The 19,057-nt window shown below is 40.6% G+C and carries 23 protein-coding genes; 6 read left to right on the top strand and 17 right to left on the bottom strand.

The window, feature by feature from the left end; translation table 11 throughout:
• From QP860_RS04905 to QP860_RS04875, 7 genes are all read right to left on the bottom strand, one after another.
• On the bottom strand, window positions 1-828 hold the full coding sequence (locus QP860_RS04905) for a PTS system mannose/fructose/sorbose family transporter subunit IID (RefSeq protein WP_070620604.1): 828 nt from the start codon (window positions 826-828) through the stop codon (window positions 1-3).
• Window positions 809-1,633 (bottom strand): PTS mannose/fructose/sorbose/N-acetylgalactosamine transporter subunit IIC, encoded by an 825-nt coding sequence (locus tag QP860_RS04900; protein WP_070620601.1) that lies wholly within the window; start codon window positions 1,631-1,633, stop codon window positions 809-811. The genes QP860_RS04905 and QP860_RS04900 overlap by 20 nt, the downstream gene beginning before the upstream one ends.
• Before the next feature lie 12 nt (window positions 1,634-1,645).
• Window positions 1,646-2,125 (bottom strand): PTS sugar transporter subunit IIB, encoded by a 480-nt coding sequence (locus tag QP860_RS04895; RefSeq protein WP_070620598.1) that lies wholly within the window; start codon window positions 2,123-2,125, stop codon window positions 1,646-1,648.
• 141 nt (window positions 2,126-2,266) lie between these two features.
• Window positions 2,267-3,088, bottom strand: a complete 822-nt coding sequence (locus tag QP860_RS04890) for a PTS system mannose/fructose/sorbose family transporter subunit IID (RefSeq protein ID WP_070620595.1) — start codon at window positions 3,086-3,088, stop codon at window positions 2,267-2,269.
• Between the two features lie 15 nt (window positions 3,089-3,103).
• Window positions 3,104-3,997, bottom strand: coding sequence for a PTS mannose/fructose/sorbose/N-acetylgalactosamine transporter subunit IIC (locus QP860_RS04885; RefSeq protein WP_070620592.1), 894 nt, complete (start codon window positions 3,995-3,997; stop codon window positions 3,104-3,106).
• Window positions 3,998-4,008: 11 nt separating this feature from the next.
• Window positions 4,009-4,500, bottom strand: a complete 492-nt coding sequence (locus QP860_RS04880; RefSeq protein WP_070620589.1) for a PTS sugar transporter subunit IIB — start codon at window positions 4,498-4,500, stop codon at window positions 4,009-4,011.
• Between the two features lie 25 nt (window positions 4,501-4,525).
• Window positions 4,526-4,927: a PTS sugar transporter subunit IIA gene (locus QP860_RS04875; RefSeq protein WP_070620586.1), complete on the bottom strand. Its 402-nt coding sequence runs from the start codon at window positions 4,925-4,927 to the stop codon at window positions 4,526-4,528.
• Between the two features lie 207 nt (window positions 4,928-5,134).
• Here QP860_RS04875 and deoC point away from each other — a divergent pair, with 207 nt between their 5' ends.
• Both deoC and QP860_RS04865 read left to right on the top strand, forming a co-directional pair.
• Window positions 5,135-5,845, top strand: coding sequence for a deoxyribose-phosphate aldolase (gene deoC / locus QP860_RS04870; RefSeq protein ID WP_070620583.1), 711 nt, complete (start codon window positions 5,135-5,137; stop codon window positions 5,843-5,845).
• A gap of 67 nt (window positions 5,846-5,912) precedes the next feature.
• On the top strand, window positions 5,913-6,620 hold the full coding sequence (locus tag QP860_RS04865) for a GntR family transcriptional regulator (protein WP_070620580.1): 708 nt from the start codon (window positions 5,913-5,915) through the stop codon (window positions 6,618-6,620).
• Window positions 6,621-6,689: 69 nt separating this feature from the next.
• Here the strand turns inward: QP860_RS04865 and QP860_RS04860 are convergent, their stop codons facing one another.
• The 10 genes from QP860_RS04860 to QP860_RS04815 are packed head-to-tail and all read right to left on the bottom strand — an operon-like array spanning window position 6,690 to window position 14,964.
• Window positions 6,690-7,811 carry an acyl-CoA dehydrogenase family protein gene (locus QP860_RS04860; protein ID WP_083294433.1) on the bottom strand — a complete coding sequence of 374 codons (1,122 nt, stop codon included), beginning with the start codon at window positions 7,809-7,811 and terminating at the stop codon, window positions 6,690-6,692.
• Window positions 7,812-7,825: 14 nt separating this feature from the next.
• Window positions 7,826-8,893 carry an ABC transporter substrate-binding protein gene (locus tag QP860_RS04855; protein ID WP_284878669.1) on the bottom strand — a complete coding sequence of 356 codons (1,068 nt, stop codon included), beginning with the start codon at window positions 8,891-8,893 and terminating at the stop codon, window positions 7,826-7,828.
• A gap of 9 nt (window positions 8,894-8,902) precedes the next feature.
• Window positions 8,903-9,661 (bottom strand): ABC transporter permease, encoded by a 759-nt coding sequence (locus QP860_RS04850; RefSeq protein WP_070620574.1) that lies wholly within the window; start codon window positions 9,659-9,661, stop codon window positions 8,903-8,905.
• Between the two features lies 1 nt (window position 9,662).
• Window positions 9,663-10,463, bottom strand: coding sequence for an ABC transporter ATP-binding protein (locus QP860_RS04845; protein WP_284912276.1), 801 nt, complete (start codon window positions 10,461-10,463; stop codon window positions 9,663-9,665).
• Window positions 10,464-10,489: 26 nt separating this feature from the next.
• Window positions 10,490-11,326, bottom strand: coding sequence for a phosphate/phosphite/phosphonate ABC transporter substrate-binding protein (locus QP860_RS04840; protein ID WP_070620569.1), 837 nt, complete (start codon window positions 11,324-11,326; stop codon window positions 10,490-10,492).
• A gap of 34 nt (window positions 11,327-11,360) precedes the next feature.
• Entirely contained in the window at window positions 11,361-12,308 is a 948-nt protein-coding gene (cysK, locus tag QP860_RS04835) for a cysteine synthase A (RefSeq protein WP_284912275.1), read from the bottom strand.
• A 23-nt stretch (window positions 12,309-12,331) separates the two neighbouring features.
• Entirely contained in the window at window positions 12,332-12,781 is a 450-nt protein-coding gene (locus QP860_RS04830; protein ID WP_070620565.1) for a GNAT family N-acetyltransferase, read from the bottom strand.
• 3 nt (window positions 12,782-12,784) lie between these two features.
• Window positions 12,785-13,522: a glutathione S-transferase family protein gene (locus QP860_RS04825; protein ID WP_284878671.1), complete on the bottom strand. Its 738-nt coding sequence runs from the start codon at window positions 13,520-13,522 to the stop codon at window positions 12,785-12,787.
• Complete coding sequence (locus QP860_RS04820; protein WP_070620561.1) at window positions 13,515-14,531, bottom strand: glutathione S-transferase C-terminal domain-containing protein; 1,017 nt, start codon at window positions 14,529-14,531, stop codon at window positions 13,515-13,517. The genes QP860_RS04825 and QP860_RS04820 overlap by 8 nt, the downstream gene beginning before the upstream one ends.
• 1 nt (window position 14,532) lies before the next feature.
• Complete coding sequence (locus QP860_RS04815) at window positions 14,533-14,964, bottom strand: OsmC family protein (protein ID WP_070620557.1); 432 nt, start codon at window positions 14,962-14,964, stop codon at window positions 14,533-14,535.
• Between the two features lie 594 nt (window positions 14,965-15,558).
• Here QP860_RS04815 and QP860_RS04810 point away from each other — a divergent pair.
• Genes QP860_RS04810 through QP860_RS04795 form a run of 4 tightly spaced genes read left to right on the top strand, consistent with a single transcriptional unit; the run spans window position 15,559 to window position 19,048 of the window.
• Window positions 15,559-16,716, top strand: coding sequence for a 5-methyltetrahydropteroyltriglutamate--homocysteine S-methyltransferase (locus QP860_RS04810; protein ID WP_070620554.1), 1,158 nt, complete (start codon window positions 15,559-15,561; stop codon window positions 16,714-16,716).
• Window positions 16,717-16,734: 18 nt separating this feature from the next.
• Window positions 16,735-17,619, top strand: coding sequence for a transporter substrate-binding domain-containing protein (locus tag QP860_RS04805; RefSeq protein WP_284912274.1), 885 nt, complete (start codon window positions 16,735-16,737; stop codon window positions 17,617-17,619).
• Window positions 17,620-17,631: 12 nt separating this feature from the next.
• Window positions 17,632-18,096 carry a GNAT family N-acetyltransferase gene (locus QP860_RS04800; protein WP_070620547.1) on the top strand — a complete coding sequence of 155 codons (465 nt, stop codon included), beginning with the start codon at window positions 17,632-17,634 and terminating at the stop codon, window positions 18,094-18,096.
• Window positions 18,089-19,048, top strand: coding sequence for a glutathione S-transferase family protein (locus tag QP860_RS04795; RefSeq protein ID WP_070620544.1), 960 nt, complete (start codon window positions 18,089-18,091; stop codon window positions 19,046-19,048). The genes QP860_RS04800 and QP860_RS04795 overlap by 8 nt, the downstream gene beginning before the upstream one ends.
• Window positions 19,049-19,057 lie beyond the last annotated feature (9 nt).

Below are 19,057 nucleotides of genomic sequence, written 5' to 3'. Positions count from 1 at the left end.
TTATTCCCCCAAACCTAAGATACCTGTATAAGCACCGAGGATACCAATCGCAGCGATTAACAAAAGAATCCAATACGATTTAACACCTTTTTTAACCAGATAATAAATAAACCCTGTAAATGCTAGTGGAAGAATTCCAGGTACAACACTATCTGCTAGTCCTGATATAGTCAATGCATCATCCCCAGAACCAATTGTAAATGGCATATTAACAGTAACCATAGTTGCTGTCATGGCGCCCACAACAGCAAGCCCAATAACCGAAGCTCCATAAGTTAAGCGCTCCATTAAGCCTGATTTTTGAACACTTCCGATAAAATCTGCACCTATATTGTAACCCAAGAAAAGTCCGTAGTACCTTACAGCAATAGCTGGAATATTGAAGATAAGCAAGAAAAGAATAGGGCCTAGGACATTCCCTTTCATAGCTAATGAGGTACCAATACCTGTAGCAATGACTCGAAGTGTTCCCCAGAAAAGAGAATCGCCAATACCGCTAAGGGGGCCCATCAATGCAATCTTAATATTATTAATAGTTGAAGGATCGAACTGATCATCTCTTGCATTTGTTTCCTCCATAGCTATGGTTATCCCCATAGGAAAAGTCGATATCCACGGTGTTATATTAAAAAACTCCATGTGGCGTTTCATCGACTCAGAAAGTTTATCTTTTTGAGGATAAATCTTTTGAAGTACAGGGAGTAAAGAATAGGTATAACCTAAGTTCATTTGGCGTTCATAGTTCCATGACCATTCAATTGTAAAGGACCGCCAAAAGACTTTCATCATATCTCTTTTTGTTAAGGTATTAGAATTCTTCATCTTCATAATCAATTTCTCCTTCTCCTACACCTACAGTGGACGATGCAGCAACTGCTTCAGAAGTATTTTCTTCTTTCAAATTCGCGTAGCCCGTCAGAATCAAAGCTAAAATAGCAGCAAAAATAGCTACACCTGTTACGGGAACTTTAAGATAAACAGCTAAAGCAAAACCTAAAATAAAGAAAACAACATTACGTTTATTAACCATCATATTTAAAAGTAAAGCAAATCCATATGCTGGTAATAATCCCGTTGCAATACCTAAGCCATCAATAATAAATTGGGGGATATTATCAATTAATGTTTGAATAAAAGGGCTTCCCAATAAATAAGAAATACAAACAATTAAACCAATAGGTAAGTTAACTGCAAAGAAACCACCTAGGAAGTTCATACGACCGATCCCTTTCACATCTGCATTTTCTGCATAAGTATCTGCCTTATGAACAAAGTAGGGAAGGATAGATAAGAAACCAACATTCTTAGCGATCAATACAAGAGAGGCTATTGGCAGACCTAGTGTTAAAGCAACAGCTGTATCTTGTCCCGTTCCGATTGCAAAAGCCGTTCCCAGTATACTTCCTGAAATAATCTCTGGTGGTATGGCACCTCCAATTGAAAAGGACCCAACAAAAGCTAGTTCTAACATGGCCCCAATCTTAATACCAGTGACCATATCTCCCATGATAAGTCCTGTAATCGTACAGGTTACTAATGGACGACTCAACATGCTTGACCCTAGCCAATATTCACCATTCGCAAGCATAGCTGTTAAACCTAAAAGAACAGCTATTAATACATTATTTTCCATCACCCTAGCCTCCTATTTATTTAATAATTCTTTTCCGATATCATGTTTACTTTCACCAGGAACTTGTCGTAAGTCCAGTTCAACTCCTCGCTCTGCCAGCTCTATTAAACCGCTTTCATCTTCCTCTGAAATAAAAAAAGCTTTCCCAATTTGAGTCCGGCCTTCTTCAAATTTCTGGCCACCAAGATTAATCGATTGAATATCCGGTACTTGATCTGCTAGTTTTTTAGCGTCTTTTACACTTTCAACTAAAACAATTAACTGATACTTATCTGTTACTCCACTATTCAAGGCTTCAATCGCATCATCCACTGTTTTCATAACCAATTTAGCATTGCTAGGTTTCGCTAAACGTAAAGTATTCTTCCATACCTCATCCTCAGCAACTTTATCATTAGCAATCAAATAGCAATTTGCTCCTAAAAAACTAGTCCAAGCCATTGCTACTTGACCATGCAGCAAACGATGGTCGACACGGCATAACTTAATCATAATAAAATACTCCTTCACTTTTTTACAATCTATATAGAATAAGAAAATTAATCCTAGCTTCTCTAATCCAAAACATTTCTATTACCCTATTAAAAACGCTGCCGAAATATTCTTATCGGCAGCATTTTTTCTTAATAGGCCCTAGAAGATCCCAAGCAAGCAACCTACTGTAATAACCGCTGTAAGGATAAGAATTACTTTAGTTGCTGTCATCTGTTTAGCTGAAATCAGCCACCAAGCAAAGAGTACCATCGCTAGAGGGAGTATCCCTGGGAAAATTCCATCCAGCACGTCTTGAAGCGGTTGAACCTCTTCACCCATCGGGATATTTAATTGAGTGGTCAAATGGATGGTTGAGGCAGACAGGGCCCCAATAACCATAATCCCTAAAACATTAAAGGCTTCTGTGATCCGTGAAGCATTCTCGCCAATGATCGCATCAATAGCGTTAACCCCTAAACGGTAACCATACATGTAGCTAAAGTAAGAGATCGCCGTCCCGATGATTCCGTAGGCGATAATATAGAAAATTGGACCGACCGCACTCCCATTAGCTGCTAGGCCCATACCGATTGAGAGCAAGAGGGGAACAATAATCCCTTGAATAATAGAATCTCCAATCCCCGCTATAGGGCCCATCAAGGAGGTTTTGATATTAACAGGCATTTGTTCATCAACATCTTCACCTAGGGCAATTTGTTCTTCCAAGGAAGTTACGATCCCATTAATCAGTTGTCCCGTTTGAGGTTCTGTGTTATAGAACATGGAATGGCGAACAAGGAGCCGGCGTTTACTATCTGGATCTTTAGCATAATATTTATTTGCAAATGGAAGATAAGCGAAGGCCCAGGAATGCCCCTGAATCTTCTCATAAGACATAGAGGACAGATGGGTAAAGGCCCAACGTCTCCAAATTTGTCGTAATTCTTTCTTCGTTAATTTTTGTTGTACTTCTGCTGACATCTTACGCGCTCCTTTCTAAAAGAGATCTTCATCTTCAAACCAGTCGTCCTCGTCATCAACTACTGGCTGGCTAGACGATGCTGAACTCGATTTGTCATTCACTGTTACTGAAGTTCCTGAAGAGGCTGCAGCCTTTGCTGATTGAGCTGTATTTTGTGAAGACAAGTAAACCAGATAGGCCACTAAAGCTGCAATAAAGACGAGCGCAATCATACTTAAGTCTGCGAAAGCTAAAAGGACAAAGCCAGCAAAAAAGAAGATCAGATGTAATTTTTCTTTAATAACAATGGCCATCAGCATGGCAATCCCCAATGCTGGGAGTACGCCACCTAGAACAGAAATAATATGAGTGACAATTTCAGGTACGCTCTTTAAAAGAGCGTCCACTAGGTCACGACCGAAGTAAATGGCTAAGAAGATTGGAACAGCCCGGATTAGAAAAGTTGTAATTTGAGGCAGGATGAAGTGGTTCAGGACAATGCCTCGATCATCTAAGTCTTCCGCAGCTTTTTGGGCGCGGTTATTCCAGAACGAATAGAGAGCCATCCGTGTATTGTAGAAAATAAGTCCGAAGGTTTGACCAATTAGCACAGACAAGGTCACCGCAATAGCGGGATCTTTGGTTGTAGCTAGTGCTAAACCAATCCCCCCATAAGAGGCATAAGTAATCTCAGAGTTCGTTGCACCACCCGTTGAGAGGTTAGCGATAAAGACCCCTTGGACAGCCAGACCACACAAGACCCCGGCCTGGACATCACCGAAAGCTAGACCGACTAATAAACCTGCAACTAGTGGGCGTCCCACAATATAAAAACCACCTGTCATCCCTAGAAGAAGGGAAGACTCAATCGCGCCTAAATAACAAAAGATAGCGGTTAAAAGCGCGGGCAGAAATAAACTTGTATCCATGATTTCTCCTCCTATAGGCTATCAAATTTCTTCTTCATCGCAGCCCATGGCTTCTTCTCATCATCTGGAAGGAGCTGGAAGTAGACCTTAACCCCTTGGGATTCAATATACTCAAAAGCAGCATAGTCTTCTTCATCAATAGCCACGGTTCGTCCCAGGACCTTAGTTCCAGGTCGGGTATTCATCGGTCCCACATTGAGAGCATCCCCAAATTTAATCCCAGCTTTCAATAAGCTAGCAAAGTTTTGCGGTGAATCACTAATAAGGAAGTAATTCTTATCGGAATCAATCGCTTTTTGAATTCGATCTGAGCTTTGTTTTTCGGTATAGATACCCAGTTTATACTTGCCAGCCGCTGCTTTAAGCACACGCCGGCGTAATTTATCGGCATGAATCTTATCACTAACTACCAAAATACCATAGCATGGGCGCGCTTTAGTCCAGCGCGTTGTGGTTTGCCCATGGATGACCCGGTCATCAACACGTATAAGTGAAATTGTCATAATGGTCTCCTCCCTTGGATAAAGATTATAAGTCGCCTAAGATATCATCCGTTGATTGAATGCCATTTTTCCCGAATTCTAAAGCCGTTGCCTTTAAGTCGTCTAGGGTTGAACTTGAAAGGCCCATTCCGACCTCAATCAACATCGGTAAATTAAGTCCTGAAACAACACCCAAGCCTTGTGGGCGTTCTAACTGATAGGCTAAGCTTTCGTTATAAGGTGTCCCACCTGGTAAGTCAACTAAGACCAAAACTTCATCTGTCGCCAGGAGTTGGTCTAAAGTCTGGTGAAGGCGGCTTCGAAAGTCTTCGATGCCTAATTCATTTAAGATGACAGTTGAAATATCGGCACTGTCACCCGCAATCATTTCATAACTCTGCAAAATCCCCTCTGCAAAGTTCCCGTGGGTCGCAAGTAGTAATTTCATAATAAAGTAACCCCTTTCATATCCTTGTTTTACTATATGTTATTACATAATATTATGAATGTCAATTATATTTTAATACTTTGTTAATGTTTTTACAAACTTTTACAACAAAATACAAGTAATGAATGCGCTTTTATATTTCTTGTTGACTTTTTTTATAATAAATCATAATATTATTATGTAATTACATATTTAGGAGGATAAATTATGGCTGAATATACCCTTGACCAACTTGCTCGACTCATTGACCATACCAATCTTAAAGCTGATGCGACTTCAGAGGATATCACAAAACTCTGCGAAGAAGCTAAGGACTACCATTTCAAGATGGTAGCCATCAATCAAACACAAAGTAAACTCTGCGCTAAGGTCCTATCTGGAACTGATATCAATGTCGGTGCCGCAATCGCCTTCCCCTTAGGCCAAACAACCATTGCAGCTAAATGTTTTGAAACCCAGGATGCCATAACTCATGGCGCAACTGAAATCGATTATGTGATCAACATCACAGAATTAAAAGACAAAAACTATACCTATATCCAGGAAGAGATGGAAAAAATTGTCAAAATTTGTCGCGATGCTGGGGTTGTATCTAAAGTTATTTTTGAAAACTGCTACCTAAGTAAGGGAGAAATTAAAAAGCTGGCTGAAATCGCTAAAGAAGTGAAGCCTGATTTCGTCAAAACATCCACTGGTTTCGGTTCTAGCGGAGCAAAAGTAGAAGATGTGAAGCTAATGAAAGAAACCGTTGGCGACGCCGTTAAAGTCAAAGCAGCAGGCGGCATTCGGGATGCTGATAGCTTCCTTGCCATGATTGAAGCAGGGGCGGAGCGCATCGGTTGTAGTTCAGGCATTGCGATCATTAACGAGCTGAAAGAACGTATGGAAAGTCAAAAGATTGACAAAATTATCATTTAGCGGAATAATAAATCGATGAGCTCTGCCTCATCGATTTTTATTTCTATTTAAATAAGAAGGAGATTCTATGAGTAAATTACATGAACAAGTCGCTGATGACCTGCGTAAAAAAATCGAAAATGGGACCTATCCAGAAAATTCCCTTATCCCCAAAGAACTGGACCTCGTTAAGGAATATGAAGTGAGTCGGACAACCATTCGTACCGCCATCCAAACACTTGTTGATGAAGGCTATCTCCACCGCAAGAAGAAAGCTGGCACCAAGGTAATCAGCAGCAAAATCGACCAAAGCTTTACTCATATTATCGAGTCTTATAATGATGAAATGAAAAGAAAAGGGCTCGATCCCTCAACCCAGGTCATTAGCCAAGTTGTCATTCCAGCAGATGAGGAAGTAGCTGACGCGCTCGAAATCAAAAAAGAAGCGCCTGTCATCAAGCTCATCCGTCTCCGCTTTAGTAATGGGACGCCAATTGTCTTGGTCACAACTTATATTCCTTACGAGGGGAATGAAGCCCTCGAAACAGTTAATTTCACAAGTCAAAGTTTCTATCACACCCTGAAAACCATGGACAAAGAAATCACCCAAATTAAACGCCACCTCGAAATAAGAAAAGCAGATGAAACTGAAGCTGCCCTCCTAAATATCGCCAAGGGTGATCCCCTCTACTACTTCAAATCAGTCGCTCGTATTGCGGATAACACAGCCATTGAGTACTCCAAATCGACTTATCGGGGGGACATCAATTCATTTAGTTTTGTGATTAAGGTGTGAAAATAAAAAGTTGCTAAAGCTATAAAACACTTTAGCAACTTTTTTTCTGCTCAATTTCCTATTGATGAATTACTTAAAAGTTCCCGCTAACATTTGTTTAAGAACATCAACACTTGGTGCCATGACCTGTCCAGCATAAGAATCACGCATCATACGTTCAATTTGTCCTACACGATTATACGCTTTACCCCCACCTACACGCATAGCATATTTTGATGAATCGATAGCATTTTCAGAGGCTACAATTCTCGAAGAAATAATCTTTTGGAAGGCATCTTCGCTGTCATTTTCATACGCTTGCACAGCTTCATGAGCAAGACTAACCGCTGAAGCTGAATAACAGTAAATTTTTGCAAGATGATCGCTAACAATATCTACATCAGCTAAAGTCCTACCATCCGGATAGGTCCGACTAATTGCATGTTCTTTCGCAGCTTCAAATAGACTCGTGCATAAACCAGAATAAACTCCTGTTAATCCTAATAGGAAATAAAGCGTATCAACTTTTAAAGGCTTAGTTTCTACTTTAGCGGCGTCCACTGCATGACTGACATCTACCTTAACATCTTTGTAATGCATCGGTACTGAGGCATTGGCTCGCATTCCTACTCCATTCCAGCCATTTTCTTCAAAGCTTACACCTTCTGTATCTTTAGAAACAAACCAGTTAATGATATGGTCTGATCCCGTTTTTTCTGGTGCAATCGTCATATACCAAGTAGCAAAGCCCCCACTTGTAACCATATGCTTCGAACCATTAATCGTTGCTGTATTTCCTTCAATATCAACAGTAAAGCTTGAATTTTGCATATGAACACCTGAACTCGCTTCAGTCCCACTAAGAGCACAGAAAACATTATTTTCAACGATGTCCTTAACAATTTTTTCTTTAATCGTATCATTGCCATATTTTAATAAATAGCTTAACGCCACATTATGCATCATATAGCACAAACCAACGGAAGGATTGCTTTCAGCTATTGCTCGAACAACTTCAACATCTTCTCGGATGCCTCCCCCTAAACCTCCCATTTCTTTAGGAATAATTAATTTGAAATAACCTTTTTTCCCCAACTCTTCAAAAACTTCTTCAGCAAACCGACATTCCTTATCCAAATTCGAAGAGATTGGATCAATAAATTCTTTAGCAAACTTTCTGGTTTCTTGATAAATATTGGTAATATCTAACATAGTAACTCCTTTTCTTAGTTTAATTCTACGTTTTCTTGGGCTTCCTTAATAAAGCTTTCATCTATAACTTTTTCTTTTTCGATATCATTCTTCAAAACGCCTGCTTCTTTTGACATGCGTTTGATTGCTTCAAAACCTTCATCAGTGAAGCCACCGTCTTTAGATAATAACTCTTGCTCTTTCATTTCTGTAACGACTTCTTTTAAATTCTTCATTTCAGGAAAATCGGCTTCTAAATTCTTCACTACTTCGTCAACACTATTTTCATTCATCCATAAAATAGCTTTATATACAGCATTTACATACTTTTGAACAAGTTCTGGATTCTTTTCGATTAGCTCATCCTTCACAAAAGTAATGTACATTTCATAATCTTCTGACCCTAAAATATCTTTATGTACCTTAGGATCGTACATGTCTACGAGAAGATTATTTCCTGCATCAAGTACTTGTTTTCTAATTTCTGGCGAAGCAACTGAAGCTGACAATTCGCCGCTATCTAGAGCAGCTAAAACAGCAGGATTAGCAACATTAGCATAAGTTACATCTGAGTCTGGATTTAGACCGGCCTTTTTCAGGCTCGCACGGGCAAATTGTCTTGGAGAACTCCCGCTATCCTGTGCATTAATAGTGGTCCCCTTTAATGATTCAACAGTTGGAAAATCCTTCCCAGACACTAACGCATATGGGAATTTTTTAGTTGTCGTTACTATTAATTTAGTTCCTTGACCCTGTTCATTAAAGCCTGTAATCATTTCTGGCCCAAATAAGCCAAATTCCGCTTGACCTGACAATACGGGTGCTGTAGGTGTATCCCCTTGAACAGTCGTAATTTCAGCATCTAAACCTTGTTCTTCAAAGTAACCTAAGTTTTTCGCTAAATACACTGGTGCCCAAAGCACTGCATGTGCTGGCTCAGTGATTGTCACTTTTTCTAGTTCCTTGTTTTCATTAGCTTGACTTACTTTTTCTGTCTTTGAAGCCTGATTATCTCCGCTATTCGTGGCAGCTTCATTACATCCTCCCACAACTAACGCCAGTAATAATAAACTAATTACTCCAAATATACTTTTCTTTTTCATAACAAATTCCTACCTCCATACTAAAATCTTCTTTTCTAATGACACTAGTAGCCAATCGATAACATACATGATAACCATCAGTAAGAATAAACAGGACATTACTCTCGTAATATTAAAGACGCCACCTGCGTTCTGGATCATCCAACCTAATCCTTTAGTAGCACCTAAATATTCACCAACAATTGTCCCTTGAAGAGCAGCCCCCATGCCTGTACGAACAGATGGAACTAACCAAGGGAGAGTCGAAGGTAAAATAACTTTAGTTACAATTTGACTGCGGGTTGCCCCCATCATCTTCAGTGAACCGATCAAATCTTGGTTAACATTTTTAAAACCTGCATAGGCATTAAAAAAGAAGAGAAAGAAAACCATAATAGTAGACATCACAATTTTTGCATAAGTTCCTATACCAAACCAAACAACAAATAAGGGGCCCAAAGCCAATTTTGGTATACCGTTAATCATAACAATTATTGGACTCAAAACGGCTTCCATGAAATCAAAGCGGGATAAGCAATATGCGACAATCATGCCCGTAAGTCCCCCAATAATAATGCCGATTATAGAGATTCCAAAAGTAAATACTGTATGCTCCCAAGCCAAACCCGAAGTGATCATTTCTACTAAATCTCGCACTATCAAATTTGGGGCACTAAAATAAAAAGTGTTTATCCAACCGAAGTTTGCACTTATTTGCCAAAGTACAATCAGGACAACAAGGAATATTAAAGAATACAAGCTTGGAGCTTTTAATGTTTTTTTACTCATACTATCCTCCTATATCCTGACGCGATCGTGCAACCTCTTCACGCATGACATTCCAAATTTCCTTCTGAATTTCAATTACTTCTGGGTGATATTGAATATCCTCAATACTACCTTCTAATGAGAAATCCACATCAAATTCTGCCTTAATCCTAGCAGGCCGATGGGTTAAGACAACAATTCTAGAAGCTAAATAGATAGCCTCCATAATATCATGAGTGACATAAAGAAAAGTTGTTTTCTCCTCTTTCCATATTTTTAAAACCTCTTGCTGCAAAACTTCCCTAGTAAATACATCTAACGGGCCAAAAGGTTCGTCCATAATAATAATACTAGGTTTCATCACTAGAGCTCTAATGATTAAAGCGCGTTTACTCATACCTCCAGATAATTCTTTAGGATATTTATATTCAAAACCACTTAGGCCAAATTTATCGATAAATTCCTTACTACGTTCATAGCGTTCCGCCTTATTAAAACCTTGCATTTCTAATCCTATAGAAACATTATCTAATATATTACGCCAAGGTAATAATGTATCACTTTGAGAAATATATCCAATTCGATTTTTTTGAAAATCGACTGGCCCACCATTAATCTCTACTTCTCCAGTGGTTGGCTCCATCAATCCAGAAATAATTTTCAGCAAGGTGGATTTCCCTCCGCCACTCGTTCCAATTACAGCAACAAATTCTCCTTCCATAACATTTAAATCAATTTTTTCGATAGCTTTTATTCTTTGCCCATCTTTAGATTCATAAGTATGCGATATATTTTTTGCGCTTAGAACCGGATATTCTTTCAAATTTTTTCCTCATCCCTTAATTAATGTTAGAAATTAATATCTTTAAAATCATTATCGAAGATATTTAAATATTCACAACCATCTTGAAGTAATTTAAAATTACTAGTTCGGCCTTCTATCCATTTATTTAGGTGCTCCATTTCCATACCTTTTTGTACTCTTGGATCTGATTTATCCATATTAATCATAAGATCTACAAACTTCTTATAAAGATCAGGATCAATATCAGGTCGTCCACAGAATATACAATGATCAAAAGTCGATGTTTCAGTTAAAACCCGAATTCCCTCTGTATCGACTTCTGGATTATTAATCCAACCATTATACATACCAATCCAGCAAGCAGAAGCATCTACCTCTCCATCTTGTAATGCTTTAAGAGCTTTTCTTTCTCCTTGAGCAAAAGTACCAAACAATTGATTAGGATCTGCAGAAAATGATTTTTCAGTATAATCTTTTCCAATATCTAAGCCGTTATTTCTAAGATAACTAATTGGAGCAATTCTGCCTTCAGCAGAATCAGAAGACCCAAATCCTATGACTTTACCCTTTAGATCTTCAAGACTCTGAATATCGCTATCTTCTCTAACTAATATAAGGCTCTTGGTATCTAAATCAGTATCTCTCATTGGACCATTTAGTTGCTTGCCTTTTGCAAAATGATTAGTTGCAACAAACCCTAATGGACCATTCCATGTAACATCAATTTCTCCTCTTAAAAAACTATTAATTTGAGGTTTATAGAAATCATGGTAAACCATTTCTAATTCTAAACCATGGTCCTTAAGATATTTCCCAAACTCCCACCAAATTTCTGGAACAGAAGGCGAAGACATTACTGCACCTAATCTAATTTTATCCATTATTTTATCTTCCTTTCTTCTTCTAAGTTCTTAATTAATCTTTCACTGGGGTATAACTTCCCTTATCCATAAATATCCCTGAATCCATATAACGTTCACCTGTATCTGGAGCAATAGCAACCACAATCTTACCTTTACCTAACTTTTTCGCTACTTCAATAGCTCCAATGGTGTTTGCACCACTAGAAATTCCAGCAAAAATGCTTTCTTCTTTACCTAAGCGCCGGGTCATTTCTATTGCCTCTTCAGATGGAATATCTAAAACTTCATCGTAAATTTTTGTGTCTAAAGTGTCTGGAATAATCCCTGCTCCAATACCTTGAATTTTATGAGACCCTTTTTCTTCACCGTGCAGAACAGCTGATTCAGCAGGTTCTACCGCGTATACTAACATGTCAGAACTCTTACTCTTTAAGTAACTTGCTGTTCCTGTCAAAGTCCCTCCTGTTCCCACTCCAGCAACAAAAGCATCTGGTGCTTGACCAAGTGCCTCATAGATTTCAGGACCAGTTGATTTTATATGAGTTTCCGGATTTGCTGGATTAGAGAACTGGCGCATAAAAGCATACCCATCTTTCTTATCGTAGCTTTCTCCCACTTCTATCAAGCCGTTAACGCCACCTGAATGGTCAACAAATTCAATATCGGCACCATAGGCCCTTAAAATTTCTACCCTAGCAGCATCAACATTATCAGGCATAATAATGAGAACTTTATAGCCCTTAGCAACACCAATCAAAGCAAGTCCAACTCCAGTATTTCCCGTAGTTGCTTCTACTATCGTATCGCCTTTTTTTATTCTCCCTTTTTCTTCAGCATCCAAAATAAGATTCAAGGCTGTTCTCGTCTTAATACTTCCGCCTACATTGAAGGATTCTAACTTCAAATATATGTCAGCTGCATTCTCAGGTACAATATTATTCAATTTGAAAAGGGGCGTATTGCCTACTAAATCTGTAATGTCATTTGTTACTATTGCCATAATTTCACTCTTTTCACTCTTGCTTAACTATTATCTCTTAAATTTTTCTCAGTATAAACACATTCAAAAGTTCCACTACCGATGACCTTATTAAAGTTTGGAACATAACCTAGACTCGTATAAAAATCTAGAACAGCACGCCGAGCATTGATGACGACTTGCTGACGACCTGTATCCTTAATCCAACTCTCTGCTTCTTCAATCACTCTATGACCATAACCCTGATGCCAATAGTCTGGGAGTGTAGCCACCCTTTCTATTTTGCCCTGATAGTCGTTTATCCAATTGATCCGACAAGTTGAAATAGGAAGATCATTCTCCATTAGAAGCACATAGCTATGCTCCGGTTTATCTTCAGCAAATTCTCCTTTCAGAGAAATTTCATCTTTAAAAGCAACTAGATCAGTAGCAAATCGAACATAGTAAACTCCTGCCTTCAACCATTCTTGATCTGTTATTCGATAAATTTCCATATTTTAATTCCTTAATCTAAACTTCTTATATGCATTGAGACTTAAATATTCTCGCTTAGCTGGTCTTTCCCAAATAGTCCGCCAGTCTGTTTCACGTACGACAATGTCATAGTAAGAACTAATCCAATAATCCTTGTCTTGTTTATCAATAGGATAGGATGCTGCAAAGTCCTTGAAATGAAGACAATCAAATAGGGCCTCAAACTGATAAAGATCCCGGCAGTAGTCCCACAAATTATGATAGTCTACCAGACGAGCTTTACTTGGCTGTAAGTATCTTGAATAAGCTAGCTCGTAATAAGCTAATGTTATGACTAATTTAAAATCCATCTGAGATACTCTGTCTCCACAAAGATAACGACGATTCTCTAAGATATGATTCAAATAGGTCAAGGACTCATAAAAATAATCATAAGACTCAATATATACTGGCAAATCATTGGTTATTAACAGAGTCTTTAGACATGATCCTGTAAGTTTATCTACAAGCTGTAACTCCTCTTGGTAGTCTAGAGGATTAAGTAAATCCAAACCTTGCTCTAAAAGTTTGTCAATAATCCAGTTTTCAATACTTTCTACGTCTTTGAAAATCGTATTGTCATCTATCTTTAGACTAACTGCTTCTGCATAACCTTTTTTTGCATAATTTGACTCATTACTACCGCTTAATAAGTGACTTAAGCAAGCCAAATAACAAGCTCGATGATCATAGGGGTCCCACGTTAATTGATAGTTAACCATCAATCAGCCTCCCTTTTTTGTATACATTATCAGGATCTGAACTTAAGTAGTCTCTCGATTGCCCCGCTCTCCAAATGGAATCAAAATCAATTTGCTTTGCGAAACGGCTATTGAAAGACAAATAAGGTTCGGCTTCTTCCGTTTCACTAGGTAACATAATTTCCTCAAAGAAGGTATTGGTTGAAAAAGCAGGAATTTGATAAAGTTCTCTCGCATAATTCCATAAATTTGGATAGTCAACCAATCTTTTCTTAGTTGGACCTAGCTGATAAGCATAACGTATATCTAAACGAGTTAAAGTAGTATATAGGCGAACATCACTATCCGTAACATAGTCCCCCAATAAAAACCTTTGTTTACTTAAACGTTCTTCCAAACGATCCATTCCTGCATAGAAGCCATAATACGCCTGCCAATAAGCTCGTTTAGAGCGAGCAAATGTGGCTCGGTATACGGCATTATTAACATTATGAAAAAGCCAATCATTTAGCTGGTCGATTATTTCTCTATCTGCTTTAGGGTATAGATCAGGTGCATATTCTGATTGATATTTCTTGAAATCTCTTTCAAAATACAAGGTCAAATGATGGAAATCATTATTGACCACTTTTCCTGTATTCGAATCGATCAAAGCAGGGACTGTAGGACGTAAAGTATAGTCAGTAGAGGCCTTTGAGTATGCATCATTTAAATAGCGGATACCTAAGACAGGATCTACCCCCTCTTGGTTACCAGTAAACTGCCAACCTAGTTCCTTTTGTCCCTTTAGTTTTTCTACTAATGTCTTACTTATACAATCTGTAAGACCTAACAGATCTAAGACAATTGCAGCTCGATTAGACCATTGACAAATTTTAGCCCACGCTAAACGATATCTCCCTGGTTCAACCGGTAACTCTCCAGGGCCAAAGCCTTGACTCAACTGATTAGATTGCCTATTAAAATATCCTCTATTATCAATTTCTGCTAGCATCTGTTTCTGTCTAGATGAGCCATGTAGTTTCTCCATCTTACCGTCTCTTCTCTCCCATCAATTCTCCATTGACATAGGTTTTCATAATCGGCTTCAGTTCAGTCAAATGATTAACAACCGGACAATCCATAAAGCTTTGAACCATATCAGCAATCGAATCTTCAGGTAAGTTATCAGGAATGGTCACTTTCAAATCATATTCTGGAAATTCATCACGACGTGTATCTTCGACCTTAGCTTCTAGCTCAAGTTCTATATCTGAATAATCTAAGTTATGAGCTTGACAGTATTTGGCCAAGTTGACTCCTTGACAGGTCAGAATAGCCGATAAAAAGACTTTCCAAGGGTTAAATGAAATACCATTTCCCCCCCGTTCCTCTGGATAATCGGTAATTAAGGTTGTTTCTCCAATTTTAGTCTTCGTTACCAGACCACCTGGAAACGTTAATTTTAAATTTTCTTCACTCATGTACTACCTCCATTCCACGCAAAAAAGCCTTCGCATTTGCGAACGCCTATCTCGTCATCAAAATAATCAGATTAATTGAAAAAAGCAAGTTCTCTATAGGAGGTAATTACGGATTATTTAAAATATCAAAAGATAAATACTCTAATGGTAAAATTTACACACTCTTGCTCAGATCTATCATCCTTTGATTTATACTTTTTATAATCTAAAAAATTATTTCTAAATTATCTCCAATTGCTGATCATATTGAAGTCGAGGGCTGCATTCACAAATTTCACTAACATAGTGCGCATAGTGTCCATTCATCGTCTTTTCATTTGTATTTGCACCCCCATCTCTTAAATCGTTCTCATTATAGCACGCTGCATTCTCTTGTTCAATATTTATCATAGCCATATCTAATCAAACTTTAATAAAAACTATCTCATTATTAATATTTATCATATTTCCTTTCTCTTCTTGATCACTTGTGATCGTTTTTTTATTCTAAAAGTATTAGGCTATTGATTGACAATACCGATCATAGAGACTAATATTAAATTGATTATTTATGCTATATAAAAGTAAGTTGAATAGAAGGAGAAATTAGAGACCATGAAGAAACGTTATAACATTGTAGGGAGTTTCCTGCGACCTGCCCAAGTCCTCCAAGCCCGTAAGCAACACAGCCAAGGACAGATTTCGGACGCCGATTTACGTCAAGTGGAAGACCAGGCCATCCGAGAACTTGTCGCTAAGCAAGTTGAGCTAGATTATGGCCAAGTGACAGACGGCGAAGTCCGCCGCACTTGGTGGCACCTCGACTTTTTCTGGGGGCTGACTGGTATTGAAGCGGTGAATCGCCATCGGACCGCAGCCAATTTCCACCTATCAGAAACAGAAGTCAAGTACCAGGCCGATAGCCTAGACTTGGTGGCCAAGCTATCAGGAAGCAACCATCCCTTCATTGATGATTTTATTTTTCTCCGGGATGTGCTGGCTGACTATGAAGGTGTGGACGCCAAGCTGACCCTGCCTTCGCCAGCCCGACTCTACTATGACTTGACCTCAACAGAGGCAGGATTAGCCAATGTTAAACGGATCTACCCCAACAAGGAATCCCTCTTCGAAGATATCCAGTCGACCTATCAGACAGTTCTCGAAGACCTTTACCAGGCTGGGGCTCGCTTCCTCCAGTTCGATGACCCGATTTGGATTACTTTAGTCGACCGCGAGCGTTTCGAGAAAATCTATGCCTTCCGCAATGAAGCTTTCGATCCATTAGCTGAATCTTTAGCCAAAGACTTCGTTCAAGTCAATAACGCGGTGCTTAAAGGACGGCCAGATGACCTGGTGATTGCCACCCACAACTGCCGGGGCAACTTCCGCTCGCAATGGGCGTCCCAGGGGGCTTATGATGCCATCGCTCCTTATGCTTTTGCCCAGCAAGACTTCGACCGTCAGTTCTTAGAATATGATACGGACCGGGCAGGCGGGTTCGAAGCGCTCCGCGAAGTTCCCAATTCTGTTGATGTGGTCTTGGGTCTGATCACTTCCAAACAAGCTGATCTCGAAGATCCCGATACCATTATCCAGCGTGTCGAAGAGGCTAGCCACTATCACCCCTTAGACAAGCTCTATCTCAGTCCCCAGTGCGGCTTCGCATCAACGGAAGAAGGCAACCTGTTGACCGAAGCCGACCAATGGCAGAAACTCGCCCACATCCGCGATATCGCCCGTCGTATTTGGTCCGATGCCGACCATGTCCACTAAGAAAGAAGGATACCCATTATGAATAAATTAACCAAACGCCTCAGTCTCAGCCTTGTGAGCCTTTTATTCCTCGGGGGCTGTGCCCTCGCTGACAGTGGGGCCAGCTCGACTGCCTCGTCAGCATCTAGCGAAGCTGACTCAGCCACTGTCGTAGCAGGGACAGGCGGAATGCCCCCCCCCTATGTCACCGTTGACAACCAGAATAATTTAACCGGTTATGACATTGATGTCATCAAGGAAGTCTTCAAGCGCCTGCCTGATCGCGAGCTTAAATTAGAGCTCACTGATATCCCTTCAGTCCTCACTGGAGTGAATACTGGCAACTATGATATTGGGGTCAATAACTTTAGCTACAACGAAGAACGGGCTCAAAACTATCTTTACTCCTACCCTTATAACAATGCCAAGTATTGCTTTATCCACCACAAAGATAATAAAATCGAGAGCCTCGACCAAGCCGCTCAAGCTGGCCTGACCTATATCGGCGACCCTTCAACCAACAATACCGCTGCGGTCAAGAAGTATAACGAAGACCATCCCGACAAGCCGATCACTATCGAATACTCAGACGCTGAAATACCGGTGAAATACCAACAGATTGAAGCGGATCCGAAGAAGTTTGCGATCGATGACTATCCGATCTACAACCTTAACCAGGAGAACTACCACTATGACCAACTGGAAGCCCATCCGATGAGTGACCAAGATAAGGATTACTTGAACTCTTCCATCTTGGCCTACTTCCTCTTCGCTAAGAATGACAAGGGGCAAGCCCTGCGCGATGAAGTCAACCAAGTACTCAAGGAAATGGCTGAGGATGGCACCATTAAGAAATTAACTGAAGAACACTTCGGCCAGGACCAAACCCCTGCCAAAGAACACTATGAGAAACCCTTAAACTAGGAGGCTAATGAGATGGAAATCCACCGAGTTCAAGGTCCAGGCTGGCAGCTAGCAGGTGTCCATTATATCCGTATTGCGGCTTCTAACCCAGCCCCTCTCTCTGCGCCCCTGCCCTTGGAGTTCGCCGATGACCAAGCAGATAGCCGTTATATCCTGGTCATGGAAGGCGAGCAACCTGTCGCCACTTGCCGGATCCGTCAGATTGATCCCAAAACCGGTCAGATTGAACGGGTAGCCACTGTTCCCTCTCAGGAGGGACATGGCTACGGCCGGGCAGCGGTTCAAGCCGCTGAAGCCTGGCTGGCCGAATCCGGTTGCCAACATTTCTTGATCAATTCCAGGACAGCTGTCCAGGCCTTCTATGAGAAACAAGGCTACCGAGTCATCAGCCAGGAAGTGACCGGCGAACCACCTTTTGACTGTATCTTAGTCGCTAAAGACTACTCACCAAGTAAAGGAGACGATAATCATGACTAAAGACCACATTGCGCGTAGAGAAGATGCCCATGAAATCAGTGAATCTGGTGCCTTTGTCCGCCAGAAGAACCGTTTTGACACTCCATTCGGTGATGGACAAGGCCAATTGCCGGTTGAAGCCGGTCGCTACCGCCTGCTCTGGGCGCCCATCTGCCCTTGGGCCCACCGGTCTGTGATCGCCCGGGAACTCTTAGGCCTCCAGGATGTGATCTCTCTGGGCACTGCCAAACCCGTTCGGACGGATGAAGGCTGGGAGTTCTCCGAAGATCCTAATGGGGGCATCTTACCAGGCTCTGACTATAAATACCTGCCTGAAATCTACGCTGCAACGGATCCTGATTATGAAGGTCGGGCTACCGTGCCAACTGTTGTCGATACGCAGACGGGCAAGGTGGTCAACAATGACTACTTCAACCTCACCTACTACTGGGAGGAAGAGTTCAAGCCCTTCCACAAAGAAGGGGCTCCGGACCTCTTCCCTAAGGCTCTCCAGTCCGAAATTCGTGAATTTAACGATATGCTCTTTAATGAGGTCAACAATGCGGTCTACAAGTGCGGCTTCGCCCAAAGCCAGGAAGCCTATGAAGAGAACTACGACTTGCTCTTCAACCGCTTGGACCAATTGGAAGAGCGCTTGAGCACACAGCGCTATCTCTTCGGTGACCAAATTACGGATAGCGACATCCGCTTCTATGTGACCCTGGCCCGCTTCGACGTGTCCTACTATCCTGAATTCAAGGCCAACCGCAACCGCATCATCGACTTCCCGAACATCTGGAACTATGCCAAGGACCTCTACCAGACACCGGGCTTTGGCTCCACAACTGATTTTACCCAGATCAAGATGGGCTATTCGCTAGGTAATGTCGGTCATAATCCCTACCATATCCTGGCTAAGGGGCCTGATACGTCTATTTGGAATGCCCCCCATGACCGCGACCGCTTCAACTAAGGAGGTTAA

Origin of the sequence: Aerococcus sp. UMB1112A (genome assembly GCF_030230715.1) — a bacterium.
Taxonomy (GTDB): domain Bacteria; phylum Bacillota; class Bacilli; order Lactobacillales; family Aerococcaceae; genus Aerococcus.
The sequence above is the reverse complement of the archived record's forward strand: the minus strand, read 5'-3'. Positions and strand labels throughout refer to the sequence as shown.

Coding starts and splice junctions, on each gene's coding strand:
- QP860_RS04825 (WP_284878671.1), bottom strand. CDS start 13,522: ATGGTTAACTATCAATTAACGTGGGACCCCTATGATCATCGAGCTTGT.
- QP860_RS04800 (WP_070620547.1), top strand. CDS start 17,632: ATGGAAATCCACCGAGTTCAAGGTCCAGGCTGGCAGCTAGCAGGTGTC.
- QP860_RS04865 (WP_070620580.1), top strand. CDS start 5,913: ATGAGTAAATTACATGAACAAGTCGCTGATGACCTGCGTAAAAAAATC.
- QP860_RS04855 (WP_284878669.1), bottom strand. CDS start 8,893: ATGAAAAAGAAAAGTATATTTGGAGTAATTAGTTTATTATTACTGGCG.
- QP860_RS04895 (WP_070620598.1), bottom strand. CDS start 2,125: ATGATTAAGTTATGCCGTGTCGACCATCGTTTGCTGCATGGTCAAGTA.
- QP860_RS04890 (WP_070620595.1), bottom strand. CDS start 3,088: ATGTCAGCAGAAGTACAACAAAAATTAACGAAGAAAGAATTACGACAA.
- QP860_RS04905 (WP_070620604.1), bottom strand. CDS start 828: ATGAAGATGAAGAATTCTAATACCTTAACAAAAAGAGATATGATGAAA.
- QP860_RS04815 (WP_070620557.1), bottom strand. CDS start 14,964: ATGAGTGAAGAAAATTTAAAATTAACGTTTCCAGGTGGTCTGGTAACG.
- QP860_RS04885 (WP_070620592.1), bottom strand. CDS start 3,997: ATGGATACAAGTTTATTTCTGCCCGCGCTTTTAACCGCTATCTTTTGT.
- QP860_RS04830 (WP_070620565.1), bottom strand. CDS start 12,781: ATGGAAATTTATCGAATAACAGATCAAGAATGGTTGAAGGCAGGAGTT.
- QP860_RS04850 (WP_070620574.1), bottom strand. CDS start 9,661: ATGAGTAAAAAAACATTAAAAGCTCCAAGCTTGTATTCTTTAATATTC.
- deoC (WP_070620583.1), top strand. CDS start 5,135: ATGGCTGAATATACCCTTGACCAACTTGCTCGACTCATTGACCATACC.
- cysK (WP_284912275.1), bottom strand. CDS start 12,308: ATGGCAATAGTAACAAATGACATTACAGATTTAGTAGGCAATACGCCC.
- QP860_RS04795 (WP_070620544.1), top strand. CDS start 18,089: ATGACTAAAGACCACATTGCGCGTAGAGAAGATGCCCATGAAATCAGT.
- QP860_RS04840 (WP_070620569.1), bottom strand. CDS start 11,326: ATGGATAAAATTAGATTAGGTGCAGTAATGTCTTCGCCTTCTGTTCCA.
- QP860_RS04805 (WP_284912274.1), top strand. CDS start 16,735: ATGAATAAATTAACCAAACGCCTCAGTCTCAGCCTTGTGAGCCTTTTA.
- QP860_RS04875 (WP_070620586.1), bottom strand. CDS start 4,927: ATGAAATTACTACTTGCGACCCACGGGAACTTTGCAGAGGGGATTTTG.
- QP860_RS04880 (WP_070620589.1), bottom strand. CDS start 4,500: ATGACAATTTCACTTATACGTGTTGATGACCGGGTCATCCATGGGCAA.
- QP860_RS04900 (WP_070620601.1), bottom strand. CDS start 1,633: ATGGAAAATAATGTATTAATAGCTGTTCTTTTAGGTTTAACAGCTATG.
- QP860_RS04820 (WP_070620561.1), bottom strand. CDS start 14,531: ATGGAGAAACTACATGGCTCATCTAGACAGAAACAGATGCTAGCAGAA.
- QP860_RS04860 (WP_083294433.1), bottom strand. CDS start 7,811: ATGTTAGATATTACCAATATTTATCAAGAAACCAGAAAGTTTGCTAAA.
- QP860_RS04810 (WP_070620554.1), top strand. CDS start 15,559: ATGAAGAAACGTTATAACATTGTAGGGAGTTTCCTGCGACCTGCCCAA.